The following is a 15,787-nucleotide window of genomic DNA, read 5'->3' as shown; positions in this document are numbered from 1 at the left end:
AGGCTGTTTCAAGGTGATCAGGTCACTTTTGAAACAGCCTTTTTAATTTAAGGTAATATGGGAATCACGATGCTGGTAAATGCCATCAAGCTTCTCACCTATATCTTCTTCAATCTCTTGGTTCGAAGGGAGCTCATCATAACTTTCGATAATCGTAAAGCTCTCTAGACATAGGAGGTGATAAGGATATTTTTCACCCTTATCCTCGATAATCGCATAGAGCTTATTACTTTTTGTGCTTACGAGATCTCCCACTTCCTTCACAGATCGCTTTCGATTGATTGTGATGTTCATCCAGACCCCTCCTACCGTTTTTAAAACAGGATGCCCAAAGAGAGAGACTTTTATTCAATTTTTTTTACTTTTTTCAGAGAATGATTCTGCTCTCTCAATGCTAGATATGTGTAAGTTGAAGTAAGTAACAGTTAGTAAAAAATTTATTGACTACTTTAGTAAAAACAATTAATCTATTAATGAAAAGGCTTACATAATGAGGTAGGGAGGGTTTTAATTGAAAAAAGCACTCAAATTGATGGTAGGGGCTTTAGCCACATCCTTAATGTTAACTGCATGTGGTAATGGGGCTGAGGAAGGTAGTGTAGAAACAGAAACTGATGCTGAAGTAAAATTAACAGCTTGGGCATGGAATATTAATGTTCCTGTTATTGAATCTGCTGCAGAGAAATTTAAAGAGGAGAATCCTGGATTTGAATTGGAAGTAGTAGAGATGGGAAGGCTTGATGTGTATTCACGCCTAACAACAGGGTTACAAGCTGGAGGACAAGGGCTTCCTGACATCGTTCTGATGGAGGATGATCGAATTCAAGGCTATTTAAATTCTTTCCCAGATGCTTTTGTGAATGTATCTGAATTGGGCTTTGACGCTCATACAGATAAACTTCCTTCGTATAAGCTAGATTTATTAACAAAAGATGGGGATGTATATGGTTTCCCGTTTGACGGCGGCCCAACAGGCGTTTTCTATCGTACAGATTATTTTGAGCAAGCGGGTGTAGACGCTGAAGCCATTGAAACTTGGGATGAAATGATTGAAGCGGGCAAAAAGGTCCAGGACGAAGTAGGCGTAAGCTTTATTGGATTAGACTTACATGGTGATGATGATTTTTACAGGATGATGCTAAACCAACAAGGTACATTCTACTTTAATGAGAATGGAGAAATTAATGTTGATTCTGAGGAATCTATACGTGCAATGAATGTAACGAAGAGTTTGTATGATGAGGGTCTAGTCCGTAATACAGTAGGTTGGGATGCATGGGTTGGTTCTTTGGTAGAAGGGAACACAGCGATTGCTCCATCTGGTGCCTGGTTGTATGGTTCGATTACACAACAAGGTCCTGATACAGCTGGGAATTGGGGTGTGATTCAACTTCCTGCATTTGAAGAAGGTGAAAACCGTGCTTCTAACCTAGGAGGGAGTAACTATCTTATTCCAACAGCTACAGACCATGAAGAAGCAGCTTATGAATTCATGGAATTTTTTGCAACAACTGATGAGGTTCAGTTGCAAGCAATGGAGGGTGGTTTATTCCCTACACTAAACACAATTTATGATCATGAATTGTTTACTCAAGAAGATGAGTTCTTTAATAACCAAGCGATCTGGAAGTTGTTCGCAGATGAAATGGATGATATTCCTGCTGTGAACTATACTGGTAATTATGCAGTTGCTCGTGATGAATCTATTAAAGCGCAGTCTGAAATAGTAAATGGTAGAGATGTTGAAGATGCTCTAGAGCAAGCAAAGAGGCAATTAGAAAACCGTATAACTAATTAATCTGATATAGAGGAGGTTGTCCAAAAAGATTGCAAAGCGATCTTTTTGGACAACCTCCTCTTATTTTATATAGATGGTAACTAAAGTAATTAAAAAATAAAAAATATTAGTAAAAATTTTATTGACTATTTTACTTAAAACAATTAATCTACTTATGAAAGGGTTTACAAAAAGATTCGAGGAGATTTTGGAGGGATTCAATTGAAAAAAACATTTAAAATAATGGCGGGTATTATCGGAGCAACGATGATTTTAGCAGCGTGTGGAAACGGTTCAGATTCCACAGGATCAGGTAGTGATAATAAGTTAACGGCTTGGGCTTGGAATGTAAACGTACCAGTACTAGAGTTAGCAGCAGAGAAATTTGCAGAAGAGAATCCAGACTTTGAACTAGAAGTCGTTGAAATGGGAACATCTGATGTGTATTCACGTTTAACAACAGGCTTACAAGCAGGCGGTCAAGGTCTGCCTGATATTGTATTAGTTGAAGATGATCGTGTTCAAGGATACTTAAATTCTTTCCCAGGTTCATTCATGAATCTTTCCGAAAAAGGATTTGAAGAGCATTCTTCTGATTTCCCTTCATATAAGTTAGATCTTTTAACTGTAGATGGAGATGTGTATGGATTCCCATTTGATGGTGGTCCTACTGGGGTTTTCTATCGTACAGATTTCTTTGAAGAAGCTGGTGTCGACGCTGATGCGATCGAAACTTGGGACGACTTAATTGAAGCAGGTAAAGTAATTAAAGAAGATGTTGGAGTAGATTTAATCGGACTTGATTTACATGGTGATGATGGTTTGTACCGTATGATGCTGAACCAACAGGGTACTTTTTACTTTGATGATGAAGGTGAAATTAACATAACATCTGAAGAGTCTAAACGTGCAATGGAAGTCAACAAACGACTTCATGAAGAAGGGCTAGTACGAAATACAGTAGGTTGGGATGCCTGGGTTGGATCAATGGTAGAAGGACGCGTCGCGATTGCACCATCTGGAGCTTGGTTGTATGGTTCTATTACACAACAAGGTCCTGATACAGCTGGGAACTGGGGTGTGATGCAACTTCCTACATTTGAAGAAGGTGGCAACCGGGCTTCTAACTTAGGTGGTAGTAACTATGTGATTCCATCTGCAACAGATAATGAAGACTTAGCTTATGAGTTCATGGAATTCTTTGCTACAACAGATGAAGTTCAATTGGAAGCAATGGAAGGTGGATTATTCCCTTCGCTTAACACAATTTATGGGCACGAGTTATTTACTCAAGAAGATGAATTCTTCAGTAATCAAGCGATTTGGACATTGTTCGCCGATGAGATGGATGATATTCCTGGCGTGAATTACACAGGTAACTTCGCCATTGCTCAAGATGAATCAATCAAGGCTCAATCAGCAATTACAAATGGTAAAGATATTGAAGAAGCACTAGAAGAAGCAAATAGACAGGTAGAAAACCGTATCGGAAATTAATAGTTATTAAGAGGGTTGATACTAGTATCAACCCTTGTATTTTAGACGGAGGGCATTATGAATAAACAAAAATATTTTCCTTATCTTTTTCTCGCACCGGCTCTAATTTTATTTGCTTTGTTTACTGTCTACCCCATCATAGCCTCCTTGATCCTTAGCTTTCAGCGAATGGAGCAGGGGGAGTATGTATTTGTAGGGTTAGCGAACTATGCTCGATTGTTTAATGATTCAATTTTTACGAGTGCATTAACAAACACATTTATCATTTTTATTTTCCAAGTGCCAATCATGATATTTTTGGCATTAATTCTTGCCACAGCATTGAATAATCAATTACTAAAACTTAAGGGATTCTTTAGAGTGTCCTTCTTTTTACCAGCAGTTACCTCTCTTGTGGCTTACTCTATATTGTTTTCAATCATGCTCCAAGATGAGGGGTTATTTAATAACATTTTAAACATGGTAGGTCTCAGTTCTATTCCTTGGTTATCTGATCCGTTTTGGGCAAAGTTCTCAATTATCATGGCCATGACATGGCGCTGGACAGGGTATAACATGGTGATCTTCTTGGCAGCTCTACAAAATCTTTCGACAGATGTATATGAAGCGGCAGACATCGATGGAGCAGGTAAAATTAGACAATTTTTCTATATCACCATCCCACAATTAAAACCAGTGATTTTATTTGTAGCAATTCTATCAACTATTGGAACCTTACAATTATTCGATGAACCATTTAACCTCACAGGTGGGGGACCTGGTAATTCAACAATGACACTAGGTCTATACATTTATGAGAGTGGTTTTGAGTATTTTGATTTTGGTTATGCATCGGCAATTGCTTATACGGTTGTAGTCTTAGTAGCAATCCTTGCCTTTGTACAATTCAAATTGACGGAGGAAAAGAAATGAGTAATCTTGTAAGCAATCCCCAAAAAACAGGAAAAAAGATGAATACTCCTCGTGCAAATAGAAGAAAAACTATTCGAAAGAAAATAGGTCTGTATAGTGTACTATTGCTCTTTACAATAATCTCGATCTTTCCTTTTTATTGGATGTTTATAGGGGCAACGAACACATCAGGGAAAATGTTTTCCAGTCCACCAACATTGTTACCTGGTGGAGAGTTTATGACCAATTTAACGAATTTAAATAATACAGTGGGAATTGGAAGAGTTTTATTTAATTCGGCGCTAGTTTCTGGACTGTATGTGGTGCTTGCCTTAGCTGTATGTACAATGGCGGCATATGCTCTGGCGAAGTTTGAGTTTAAAGGGAACAAAATAATCTTTCTAGTTTTCTTACTGTCGATGATGATTCCATATCAAGCAACGTTAATTCCATTATTTCAATTAATGGCGAGATTCAATCTATTAAACACATATTTTGCTTTGATTGCACCAATGCTTAGTTATCCGTTTGCGATCTTTCTAATGAGACAGAACTTCTTAGCATTTCCAAAAGCGCTACTTGAATCTGCTCGTCTTGATGGTGCCTCTGAATTCCGTGTATTTTTACAAATTGTTCTCCCATCGATGAAACCCGCTTTGGCGGCTACGGCGATCTTTTTGTTTATGATGCAATGGAACAACTTCATGTGGCCGTTAATTGCTATTCAGTCACAAGATATGTACACGTTCCCAGTCGCTTTATCTAGTCTAATGGGCTTCTCTTATGTTGACTACGGGCAAGTGATGGTAGGTGTTACAATCGCAACCGTTCCAATCATAGTGTTTTTCCTTGTGCTTCAGAAGCACTTTATCTCGGGTATGTTAGGTAGTGCTATTAAATAGGAGTGATGCTAAATGTTAACGACTGACCAAGATAAGTTTTTACTTAATGGAGAAGAGTTTCGTGTGTTATCAGGAAGTATCCACTATTTTAGAGTGGTGCCTGCCTATTGGAAGGATCGTTTATTAAAACTTAAAGTTCTTGGTTTAAATACAGTGGAAACTTATATCCCTTGGAACTTGCACGAACCAAAAAAAGGGCAGTTTGACTTTGATGGAATCGCAGACTTTGAATCATTTGTGAAAGTGGCAGAGGAGGTCGGGTTATACGTGATCTTGCGTCCTTCTCCCTATATTTGTGCAGAATGGGAATTCGGTGGATTACCAGCATGGCTATTAAAAGATAAAAACATTGAATTGCGTTGTTCAGATCCAACATATTTGAAGCATGTTGATGAATATTATGATGAGCTTATTCCGCGCATTCAACCGTTATTATCCTCTCATGGGGGCCCGGTCATTGCCGTCCAAATTGAGAATGAGTATGGCGGTTTTGGTGATGAGGAAGCATATTTAACTCATTTAGAAGAAGGTTTGAAAAACCGTGGGATTGATGTTCTTTTGTTTACATCAGATGGTCCAGATATGATTCAAGCAGGTTCCCTGCCTCATGTATTGACGACACTTAATTTTGGATCGAGAGTCGAAAATGCCCTAAAAGAGTTAACGGGCTTCAAAAAAATATCACCGAAGATGTGTATGGAGTTCTGGATTGGATGGTTTGACTACTGGGGTGGAGAACATCATACAAGAAATGCAGCTGATGTAGCAGCTGTTTTTGAAGAAATGCTCGAAAAAAATATGAGTGTTAATTATTATATGTTTCACGGTGGAACAAATTTTGGGTTCTATAACGGTGCCAATCATTATGAGGCCTATACGCCGACAATTACAAGCTATGACTATGACGCTTTGTTAAGTGAAAGTGGAGAGATTACTGAAAAGTATAAACAAGTGCAAAATGTATTAAGGAAGTATACAAACGTTTCGAATGAGTTGCCAGAGCCAATTCAGAAAAAAGCGTATGGAGAATTGCGATTAATAGAATCTATCAGTCTATTCGATTTGGTTGATTCCTTAACACAACCAGTGATTCATCCTCGTCCTTTATCGATGGAACAATTAGATCAAGCGTATGGCTATACATTGTATCGAGTTCAAATTACAGGAAAAGGTGTTTATGAAGTTGATACCACACCAATTAGAGACCGAGCTTACTTATATGTGAATGGTCAATTTGAGAGAGTAGTTTATCGAAATGACCCTGATAAAACAATATCTATTGAGTTTCCAGAAGACCGTAATACTTTGGAACTTTTTGTAGAAAATATGGGCCGAGTAAATTATGGAAAAAAGATGAAAGATAGCAAAGGGCTAATCGATAACCTTTGGATTAATGGAAGGTTTCATTCTGGGTGGGAGATGTACCCTCTTGAGTTGACTGACGATTGTAGCATTCATTTTAATAGTAATAAAGACGAACGGTTCCCGAAGTTTTTCCATGGTGAATTAGAAGTGGATGAAGTAGCAGATACGTTTATCAATCTCGAAGGTTGGACTAAAGGTAATGTGTATGTGAACAACACAAACATAGGTAGATATTGGGAAGTGGGTCCTCAAAAAACATTATTTATACCAGGCCCACTGTTAAAGCGCGGTAAGAACCGTATCGTAGTTTTAGAGTTAGAAGGTCATCATTCGAATGCTGTAACATTCACAGACCAGCCAGAGTTAGGGTAAGGAGAGTATCTTATGCCAATTATTATAAATCAAGAAAAGACGCAATTTCATTTAACTAATGGGAAAGTAAGTTATATCATAAATAAATTAAAAAATGGACACCTTGGCCATTTATACTTCGGCAAGGCATTGCGAATCGATGAAGATTATTCCCACTTTCAAATCACTGATGTTCCAACAGGTGCAAGTTGCCATACCTATGTTGATGATCCTGCTTTTAGTCTTGAAACAGTAAAACAGGAGTATCCAGTCTATGGCACTTCAGACTTCAGAGAACCTGCTCTTAGCATTCGCCAAGAGAATGGTAGTCATATTACAGATTTTAAGTTGGTCTCTTATAAGGTGACTTCAGGGAAGAAGGAATTACGCGAGTTGCCATCAACCTTTGTAAATGAGGAAAAAGAAGCATCTACGTTAGAACTTGTGTTAGAAGATACCATCTTAAATGCTGAACTAACTCTTATTTATACCATTTTTGAAGAACATTCTATCATAACAAGAAGCGCCAAGTTAAAAAACAACAGCGATCAAGCATTTTCGATTGAAAGAATGATGAGTGCAAGTATTGATTTTCCAACGAAGGATCTCATCATGACACAACTTTCCGGTACTTGGGCTAGAGAGCGTCATATTCACAAAAGAAAGCTAGAGCCAGGCATTCAAGCGATTTCGAGCTTACGAGGAGCAAGCTCTCATCACCATAACCCATTTATGTCACTTCAAACAATGGATGCGACGGAACATCAAGGTGAGGTGTATGGTTTTAACTTAGTGTATAGTGGTAATTTTCTTGCTCAAGTAGAAGTGGATCATTATGAGCAATCGAGAGTGAGTGTAGGAATTCATCCAACTCGTTTTGAGTGGAACTTGAGTAAAGATGAAGTATATGAGTCGCCAGAAGTAGTCATGACCTATTCTGATCAAGGGTTGAACGGCATGAGTCAATCTTTTCATAAATTTTACCAAGAACATCTCATCGCTCCGTACTGGAGAAATCGAAACCGTCCCATTTTAATCAATAACTGGGAAGCAACTTATTTTGACTTTAATGAGGAGAAATTAGTCTCATTTGCCAAACGTGCAAAAGAGCTTGGGATTGAGCTTTTCGTCCTAGATGACGGTTGGTTTGGACAGAGAAATGATGATACGACTTCATTAGGTGATTGGGGGGAAGACAGGTCCAAGTTACCTGAGGGTCTAGAGTCACTTTCTGCAAAAGTAAGAGAAACTGGTCTTGAATTTGGCTTATGGTTTGAACCAGAAATGGTCAGTCCTAATAGTGAATTAAATAGAGAATATCCAGATTGGGCCATTGGCACACCAGGAAGAGAGCGCTCATATGGACGGAATCAATTTGTTCTAGACTTTACTAGAAAAGAAATTGTCGATTACATTTATGAAAAAATGTCAGACATTATTGAGCGTACACAATTGAGCTATATTAAGTGGGATATGAATCGTAATATTACAGAGGCTTACTCACGAGGTTTAGCGGTGCATCAACAAGATGAGTTTTTCCATCGTTATCTTTTAGGTGTCTATGATCTTTATAAGAGATTAACGACGAACTATCCACATGTGTTATTTGAATCATGTGCCGGTGGAGGTGGACGATTCGATCCTGGTATGTTCCGTTATGCACCACAAGCGTGGGCAAGTGATGATACTGATGCTATGGAAAGATTGAAAATTCAATATGGATCTTCATTAGTTTACCCTCTTTACTCGATCGGTTCGCATGTTTCAGCTGTACCTAATCATCAAACGTTGCGTTCGACCCCTTTAGAAACGAGAGCGAATGTTGCTTATTTCGGGACGTTTGGTTATGAGCTTAATCCTCAAGAACTCTCTCAGGAAGAGGAAGACATGGTAAAAGCTCAAATAAGCAATTACAAAACCTATCGTCATTTGATTCGTACAGGGGAATTTTACCGGTTGCAAAGCCCATTTGAATCGAATGAAACGGCATGGATGGTTGTGAGTCAAGACCGAAGTGAAGCGTTAGTAGGGTGGTATAAAGTGCTAGCGACACCGAACAACCGTAAAGAGCAGACAGTACGATTAAAGGGATTAATAGAAAATGCTTCATACCAAATAGAAGGTTTAAATCGTCCATACTATGGCGACGAATTAATGAACAGAGGAATACCACTTACCACGGAGTTTAACGGAGTCAATGCCTCAAAAGCCGAACGTGGCGGAGATTTCCAATCAAACGTGTATTATTTAAAAATAGAAAAATAGGTGATAGGGATGTTTCTAGGAGTGGATTATTACCCAGAGCACTGGGATGTAAAGATGATGGAGGAAGACCTTAAAAGAATAAAAGATATGGGCTCTAACATGATTCGGATCGGTGAATTTGCGTGGCACTTAATGGAACCGGAAGAAGGAAAGTATGACTTTTCTTTTTTTGATCATGTGATAGAGCAAGCGAAAAAATATGAACTTACTGTGATGTTTGGAACTCCGACAGCAACCTTCCCAGCGTGGTTAGCTAAAAAGGACTCTAGTATCTTTATTCGTGATGAACATGGTCAGAAGATGGCGTTTGGCGGAAGAAGACAGTATTGCTATAACTCTCCTGTATATAATGAGTACTCACTAAAGATTGTTCAGAAGCTAGTAGCTCATTATCAAGATGAAAAGAGTATTGTTTCATGGCAAATTGATAATGAGCTTGGACATGAAGGTAGTGATATGTGCTATTGCTCCCAATGTGAACTTGACTTTCAAAGCTTTTTAGAGAAAAAATACCAAACGATAGATGAACTAAACGCCCGTTATGGAACGATTTTCTGGGGACAGACGTACAACTCTTTTACAGAGATTGTAATTCCAACAAAAACAATTACTGTTCATAATCCAAGTTTACTTCTCGACTGGGCGAGATTCCGTTCATATTCACTGAGTGAGTTCGCGAAAAGACATCTTGCTACAGTGCGTGAATTAAAAGGCGATCATCAAACTGTGACTACAAATCTTCCAGGTGGATTCTTCGATAAATGGTTTGATCATAATGACTTTTCTCGTGATCTTGATTTCGTCTCTTATGATAATTATCCAGTTTGGGGTGGATTGAAAGAACCTATATCTCCTAGTCATCTATCGATGACATTAGATTTCGTAAGAGGGTTGAAGCAAGAGAATTTTTGGATTGTAGAAGAACTAATGGGTGCACAAGGGCATGATGTCATTGGGTATCTTCCTAGACCGAAGCAAGCTCAAGCATGGGCATTTCATGCATTTGCTCATGGATGTAACAATATGTTGTTCTTCCGCTGGCGTGGGATGACACGTGGTGCTGAACAATACTGCTTGGGAATAGTTGATGCGAATAATAAAGAAACTCGAAAATATAAAGAAGTCCAACAGTTCTTTGAAGAGATCTCTTCCCGAAAAGAGATTGTGGATTCTCCAATGAAGGGTCAAGTTGCAGCGATCTATGATTTTGATAACGTATGGTCGTGGAGGTATCAACAACAAAGCTCTCAATTTAACTTTACGAATGAATTATTACGATTGTATCGTCCGTTTCATCATTTGAATAGCTCAATAGATGTGATTCGCTACGATGTAGACTTTTCAGATTACAAAATTGTCCTTGTACCTGTGATGAAGTTAATAGACAAAGATCTCGTAAGACGTTTAGAAGAATATGTATTAAACGGCGGAACGGTCATTATGAGTTATCGAGCAGGAGTGAAGAACAAGGATAATAATCTAGAATTAGGTGAAATGACCCCAGGTGCTTTAACTAATTTGCTAGGAATTGAAATAGAAGAATCAGAGTCTTTACATGAGGGCCAACGTGTGCAAGTTAGATCCAATCGTGGAGACGGAAGAGTGACATCTTGTACAGTGTGGCGCGATCTTGTAGCCCCGACGACAGCAGAAGCACTTTATTCATACAATGACCCATTCTATAAGGATTACGCATGTGTCACAGTGAATAAGTTCGGTAAAGGGCAAGCGATCTACGTAGGTGGTGCATTAGAAGACGAGGCATTAAATGCCCTTGTAGAAGATATAGCGGCATCTGTACATGTGGAGACCGTTGAAACTGTTGAAGGTGTGGAATTGGTAAGAAGAATAGTAGATGGCACAGATTATTATATGCTGACTAACCATAACGGGGTAGAAGAAACATTCCAATCCATAAAGCTAGAGCCATATGGATACAAGGTGTTACGAGTGAGTGAAGGTGGCGAATGGTATGAAGTATGAAGAGTTAGTTGTTGAATATGAAAAACTATTCCATTCAAAAAATGTGAGAGTATTCTTTGCTCCGGGTCGTATTAATTTGATCGGCGAACACACTGATTATAATGGGGGGAACGTATTTCCATGTGCGATTACTTACGGTACGTATGCTCTTGCAAATAAGAGATCAGATCGTAAAGTACGTTTGTATTCAACTAACTTCCCAGCTGAAGGGGTCATTGAGTTTGATTTAGACAGTTTAGATTATGATGAACGTCATGACTGGGCAAATTACCCTAAAGGAATGCTTAAATACATGAAAGAAAACCATGAAATAGGGTCTGGTATGGACGTGTTATTTTATGGGAACATACCAAATGGTGCAGGGCTTTCATCATCAGCGTCGATAGAGCTTGTTACAGGAGCAATGCTTGAGTCACTATTTGACTTAGAGTTGGACCGTTTAGATTTAGTGAAAATCGGAATGAGAGTAGAAAATGAATTCATTGGTGTAAATAGTGGAATTATGGATCAGTTTGCTATTGGCATGGGAAAAAAAGAGCATGGGATACTACTAGACTGTCAAACACTCCAGTTCAAGTACGCAAAGCTAAACCTTGAAAATAGAAAGATCTTAATCATCAACACAAATAAAAGGCGTGAACTTGCAGAGTCCAAGTACAATGAACGAAGAAGCGAATGTATGCAAGCTCTGGCCGATATTCAAAACGTCTTAAACATAGATTCTTTAGGACAATTGACAGAGCAACAATTCGAAGAAGTAAGTTCTGTGATCGAAGATGAGACAATAAAAAAACGTGCCAAGCATGCCGTATATGAAAATCAACGTACGATTAAAGCACTAGAGGCATTAAAGCATCAGGACCTTAAGAAATTTGGAGAGTTAATGAATGATTCGCATCGCTCTCTCCAGTTTGATTATGAAGTAACTGGAATTGAATTAGATACCCTTGTTTCAGCTGCTTGGGAGCAAGTTGGAGTTTTAGGGGCAAGAATGACTGGTGCTGGATTTGGCGGATGTGCCATCGCGATTGTTGAAGAAGAACATATCGAAGCGTTTATTGAAAACGTAAGTAAGATATATGAAGAAAAGATTGGTTATGAAGCGACTTTTTATATAGCGAGCATTGGAGACGGAGCTAGAGAAGTGAAGGAGGGAGTTCATATATGAGTATTTTAGTACTGGGTGGAGCAGGGTATATCGGATCGCATGCTGTTTATCAACTGATTGAGCAAGGTCGCGATGTCGTTGTCATCGATAATTTGCAGTCAGGTCACCTTGAAGCTATTCATCAAGATGCTACGTTCTATGAAGGTGATATTCGTGACAAAGAATGGGTAGATAGCGTTTTTCAGAAAGAAAAGATTGAAGCTGTGATCCACTTTGCGGCGAACTCTCTAGTGGGGGAGTCGATGGAACAGCCACTTAAATATTTCAATAATAATGTCACTGGAACCGAAGTTGTTTTAGAGGTGATGAATAAGCATGGTGTCAATCAGATCGTCTTCTCTTCAACAGCTGCGACATATGGTGAACCTATGCATGTTCCGATTACAGAGGACATGCCCACAGTTCCGACAAATCCTTATGGTGAAACAAAATTAATTATGGAGAAAATGATGAAATGGTGCCAAGAAGCTTACGGAATTAACTATGTATCATTAAGATACTTCAATGTAGCTGGGGCTAGAAGTGATGGAGCAATCGGAGAAGACCATTTTCCAGAGACTCATTTAATCCCCCTAGTCTTACAAACTGCCTTGGAACAACGTGAACAAATTATCATTTTTGGAGATGATTATGATACGCCAGATGGCACTTGTGTAAGAGACTACGTTCATGTGGAAGATCTTATTGATGCTCACATCCTTGCGTTGGATTACTTAATAGATGGGGGACAAAGTGATGTGTTTAATTTAGGGAGCAGCCAAGGCTTTTCTGTACTAGAGATTATTGAAGCGGCGAGAGAAGTCACTGGGCACCCTATCCCGCTAAAAATAGGGGAGAGACGGAAGGGCGACCCTAGTAAGCTTATTGCATCTTCAGATAAAGCTAAGCGTGTCTTAAACTGGTCTGGTAAACGTACATCGATTAAACAAATTATCCAAGATGCTTGGAATTGGCACGAGGGTCATCCACGTGGGTATAACAATTAAAGGAGATGAGAAGATGAATGTATTTTCAACGATTACATCCCTACTTAAACAAGCAATTGACCAACAATTAATTGATCCCATGGACGAGATCTATTGTCGTAATCGCATTCTAAGTCATTTACGTTTAGATACATTTAATGAGGAAGTGTTCACAACCGATCACACAATTCCAGACTTGCTTGATGCGTTAGTAGATTACGCTGTGAGTGAGAATATAACCGAAGATGTGTTAGACGATAAAGAGGTTTTAGCTGCAAAGATCATGGACTGTTTTATGCCAAGTCCGTCAGAGTTAAACCGGATATTCTATGAAAAATATAAAGAAGATCCAGTAGTGGCGACAGACTATTTTTATAAACTGAGTCGAAGTAGTAACTATATTCAAACGAAGCGAATTGCTAAAAATATTCATTATAAAGCTGAAACTGAATATGGTAATTTGGATATTACGATTAATCTTTCTAAACCTGAAAAAGACCCCAAAGCCATTGCTAAAGCAAAAAATCAGCCAGAGACGAATTATCCGAAATGTCTACTCTGTATTGAAAACGAAGGGTTTGAAGGTCGTGTAGGGCACCCTGCAAGAGCGAATCATCGTATGGTGCGCGCAGAGGTAGCAGGTGAGAGTTGGATGTTGCAATACTCACCTTATGTGTATTACAACGAGCATTGCATCTTACTTTCCACTGAACATCGAGATATGAAAATTGGTACAAAAACGTTTGAGCGCCTCTTGGACTTTGTTGGGACTTTCCCACATTATTTTGCAGGGTCAAATGCGGATATTCCAATAGTTGGAGGATCTATCTTATCTCATGATCACTATCAAGGTGGAAGATACGACTTTGCCATGGCAGAAGCACCGGAAACCTATTCATTTAATATGAGGCAATTCAAAGATGTGAGTAGCCATTTGGTGAAATGGCCGATGTCTGTGATTAGATTACGTTCTACTAATAAAGAGGAATTGATCCAAGCAAGTACACATGTGTTTTCACAGTGGAAAGAATATAACGATGATACTGTAGAGATTATTAGTCATACTGGTGAAACGCCGCATAATACAGTGACACCTATTGCGCGAAAGCGAGACGGTCAGTTTGAAATAGACCTTGTTCTAAGAAACAATCGAACGAATGACGAATTTCCAGAAGGTATTTTCCATCCGCATCCAGATGTTCATCATATCAAAAAAGAAAACATCGGATTAATTGAAGTGATGGGTTTAGCCGTTTTACCTCCGCGTCTTAAAGATGAACTTGAAGAAATAAAAGCTTACTTGATGGGGGATCAAACTACAAAAGTAAAAGATTACCACCTCAACTGGGTTGAAGAGTTAAAGGATCGCTACCGTCAAACATTGATGAAAGAAAATGTTGAACAGATCATACAAGATGAATTAGGGAGAAAATTTGCTCGGGTACTTGAAGATGCAGGGGTGTTTAAGCAAACGAGTATTGGCCAATCAGCCTTTCAAACATTCGTCCACACGTTAGATCGTGTACAATAAGGTGGGCGAATGATGATTAATAAACAATACAAAGAAAAAGTTGCCGAATTCAATGGTGAGAGTATATTGGCTTTCACCATTGAAAATAGTGCAGGGATAAAAGTAACAGCTCTAAACTACGGGTGCACAATAACGGACATAGTGACTCCCGATCGCGAGGGGAATTTTAAGAATATAGTGTTAAAATACGATGATATCAAAGAATACTATGAAAATACTCATTATTTAGGATCGGTGGTAGGTCGGGTTGCTGGAAGAATATCTGGTGCAACGTTTACTTTAAACAATAAAGAGTATCAGTTAGTTAAGAATGAAAAGGGTAACCACTTGCACGGGGGAGTGAATGGCTTGTCAAAAGTCATCTGGAATGGCCAGTTTATAGAGGATTCTCTAGGACAACTAGGTATCCAATTCACTTATACGAGTAAGGATGGGGAAGAAGGCTACCCTGGAAACGTTGATTTATGTGTATCGTATATCCTTACAGATAATAATGAACTTCTTATCACCTATCAAGGCATAACAGATGAAGATACTTTATTAGATCTGACTAATCATACATACTTTAATTTGTCAGGTGAGGTTGAAAACTCTATCTTAAATCATAAACTTATGATTAATAGTGATCATTTTTTACCATTAATGAGTAATTCATTGCCTAGAGGAACTAAGCATCATGTCGGTTTAGATGATAGTTGTTTTGACTTTAGAACAGAGAAGGCCATCGAGGATGTATTGGTTGGAAACAATAAGCAAGTAGATTTAGCCAACGGTGGCATAGATCATCCGTTTTTATTAGATCGAGATGAACGGAAGGTGAGCCTAAAAGATCCAGCAACAGGTCGTCAGGTAGAAGTACGAACAGACGCTGAAGCAGCAGTTATATATACAGGTAACCATCTTCAACATTCTTTTGTCGTAAATGGAAAAAACATAAAGAAACATAGCGGGATTTGTATAGAAACTCAAAGTCCTCCTAATGCCATTCATAATGAGAGATTCACATCACCAATTGTTCGTAAAGGAGAACGGTACCATTCAAATACAGTCTTTGCGTTTTCTGTAAACCGTATGTAAAAGGGGTATATGATT

At 38.7% G+C, this 15,787-nt stretch carries 12 protein-coding genes; 11 read left to right on the top strand and 1 reads right to left on the bottom strand.

Annotated features, from left to right (window positions below):
• Window positions 1–42 precede the first annotated feature (42 nt).
• Window positions 43–294: a hypothetical protein gene (locus tag AB3N04_RS08830; RefSeq protein ID WP_012957520.1), complete on the bottom strand. Its 252-nt coding sequence runs from the start codon at window positions 292–294 to the stop codon at window positions 43–45.
• Window positions 295–511: 217 nt separating this feature from the next.
• Here AB3N04_RS08830 and AB3N04_RS08825 point away from each other — a divergent pair, with 217 nt between their 5' ends.
• The 11 genes from AB3N04_RS08825 (at window position 512) to AB3N04_RS08775 (ending at window position 15,772) form a co-directional block, all read left to right on the top strand.
• Window positions 512–1,798 carry an ABC transporter substrate-binding protein gene (locus AB3N04_RS08825; protein ID WP_368505683.1) on the top strand — a complete coding sequence of 429 codons (1,287 nt, stop codon included), beginning with the start codon at window positions 512–514 and terminating at the stop codon, window positions 1,796–1,798.
• Window positions 1,799–1,999: 201 nt separating this feature from the next.
• Entirely contained in the window at window positions 2,000–3,274 is a 1,275-nt protein-coding gene (locus tag AB3N04_RS08820; RefSeq protein ID WP_368505682.1) for an ABC transporter substrate-binding protein, read from the top strand.
• A 57-nt stretch (window positions 3,275–3,331) separates the two neighbouring features.
• Window positions 3,332–4,186 carry a carbohydrate ABC transporter permease gene (locus AB3N04_RS08815; protein ID WP_368505681.1) on the top strand — a complete coding sequence of 285 codons (855 nt, stop codon included), beginning with the start codon at window positions 3,332–3,334 and terminating at the stop codon, window positions 4,184–4,186.
• Between the two features lie 38 nt (window positions 4,187–4,224).
• Window positions 4,225–5,067 (top strand): carbohydrate ABC transporter permease, encoded by an 843-nt coding sequence (locus AB3N04_RS08810; RefSeq protein ID WP_368506016.1) that lies wholly within the window; start codon window positions 4,225–4,227, stop codon window positions 5,065–5,067.
• A 12-nt stretch (window positions 5,068–5,079) separates the two neighbouring features.
• Window positions 5,080–6,804: a beta-galactosidase family protein gene (locus tag AB3N04_RS08805; protein ID WP_368505680.1), complete on the top strand. Its 1,725-nt coding sequence runs from the start codon at window positions 5,080–5,082 to the stop codon at window positions 6,802–6,804.
• Between the two features lie 12 nt (window positions 6,805–6,816).
• Window positions 6,817–9,048, top strand: coding sequence for an alpha-galactosidase (locus AB3N04_RS08800; RefSeq protein ID WP_368505679.1), 2,232 nt, complete (start codon window positions 6,817–6,819; stop codon window positions 9,046–9,048).
• 9 nt (window positions 9,049–9,057) lie between these two features.
• On the top strand, window positions 9,058–11,031 hold the full coding sequence (locus AB3N04_RS08795; protein ID WP_368505678.1) for a beta-galactosidase: 1,974 nt from the start codon (window positions 9,058–9,060) through the stop codon (window positions 11,029–11,031).
• Window positions 11,021–12,199 (top strand): galactokinase, encoded by a 1,179-nt coding sequence (locus AB3N04_RS08790; protein ID WP_368505677.1) that lies wholly within the window; start codon window positions 11,021–11,023, stop codon window positions 12,197–12,199. Before AB3N04_RS08795 ends, AB3N04_RS08790 begins: the two co-directional genes overlap by 11 nt.
• Complete coding sequence (galE, locus tag AB3N04_RS08785) at window positions 12,196–13,185, top strand: UDP-glucose 4-epimerase GalE (protein WP_368505676.1); 990 nt, start codon at window positions 12,196–12,198, stop codon at window positions 13,183–13,185. Before AB3N04_RS08790 ends, galE begins: the two co-directional genes overlap by 4 nt.
• Window positions 13,186–13,198: 13 nt before the next feature.
• Window positions 13,199–14,695 (top strand): UDP-glucose--hexose-1-phosphate uridylyltransferase, encoded by a 1,497-nt coding sequence (gene galT, locus AB3N04_RS08780; protein ID WP_368505675.1) that lies wholly within the window; start codon window positions 13,199–13,201, stop codon window positions 14,693–14,695.
• Between the two features lie 9 nt (window positions 14,696–14,704).
• On the top strand, window positions 14,705–15,772 hold the full coding sequence (locus AB3N04_RS08775; protein ID WP_368505674.1) for an aldose epimerase family protein: 1,068 nt from the start codon (window positions 14,705–14,707) through the stop codon (window positions 15,770–15,772).
• The last annotated feature ends 15 nt before the right edge of the window (window positions 15,773–15,787 follow it).

This window comes from Alkalihalophilus sp. As8PL (assembly GCF_040939795.1).
GTDB classification, from domain to species: Bacteria; Bacillota; Bacilli; order Bacillales; family Bacillaceae_D; genus Alkalihalophilus; species Alkalihalophilus lindianensis.
Note: the sequence above shows the minus strand (reverse complement) of the source record. Positions and strands in the feature narration are given on the sequence as shown.

Bases quoted from the DNA above. Each gene is read 5' to 3' on its own strand.
- AB3N04_RS08800 (WP_368505679.1), top strand. From the start codon at position 6,817: ATGCCAATTATTATAAATCAAGAAAAGACGCAATTTCATTTAACTAAT.
- AB3N04_RS08830 (WP_012957520.1), bottom strand. From the start codon at position 294: ATGAACATCACAATCAATCGAAAGCGATCTGTGAAGGAAGTGGGAGAT.
- AB3N04_RS08795 (WP_368505678.1), top strand. From the start codon at position 9,058: ATGTTTCTAGGAGTGGATTATTACCCAGAGCACTGGGATGTAAAGATG.
- AB3N04_RS08790 (WP_368505677.1), top strand. From the start codon at position 11,021: ATGAAGTATGAAGAGTTAGTTGTTGAATATGAAAAACTATTCCATTCA.
- galE (WP_368505676.1), top strand. From the start codon at position 12,196: ATGAGTATTTTAGTACTGGGTGGAGCAGGGTATATCGGATCGCATGCT.
- AB3N04_RS08815 (WP_368505681.1), top strand. From the start codon at position 3,332: ATGAATAAACAAAAATATTTTCCTTATCTTTTTCTCGCACCGGCTCTA.
- AB3N04_RS08810 (WP_368506016.1), top strand. From the start codon at position 4,225: ATGAATACTCCTCGTGCAAATAGAAGAAAAACTATTCGAAAGAAAATA.
- AB3N04_RS08775 (WP_368505674.1), top strand. From the start codon at position 14,705: ATGATGATTAATAAACAATACAAAGAAAAAGTTGCCGAATTCAATGGT.
- AB3N04_RS08805 (WP_368505680.1), top strand. From the start codon at position 5,080: ATGTTAACGACTGACCAAGATAAGTTTTTACTTAATGGAGAAGAGTTT.
- galT (WP_368505675.1), top strand. From the start codon at position 13,199: ATGAATGTATTTTCAACGATTACATCCCTACTTAAACAAGCAATTGAC.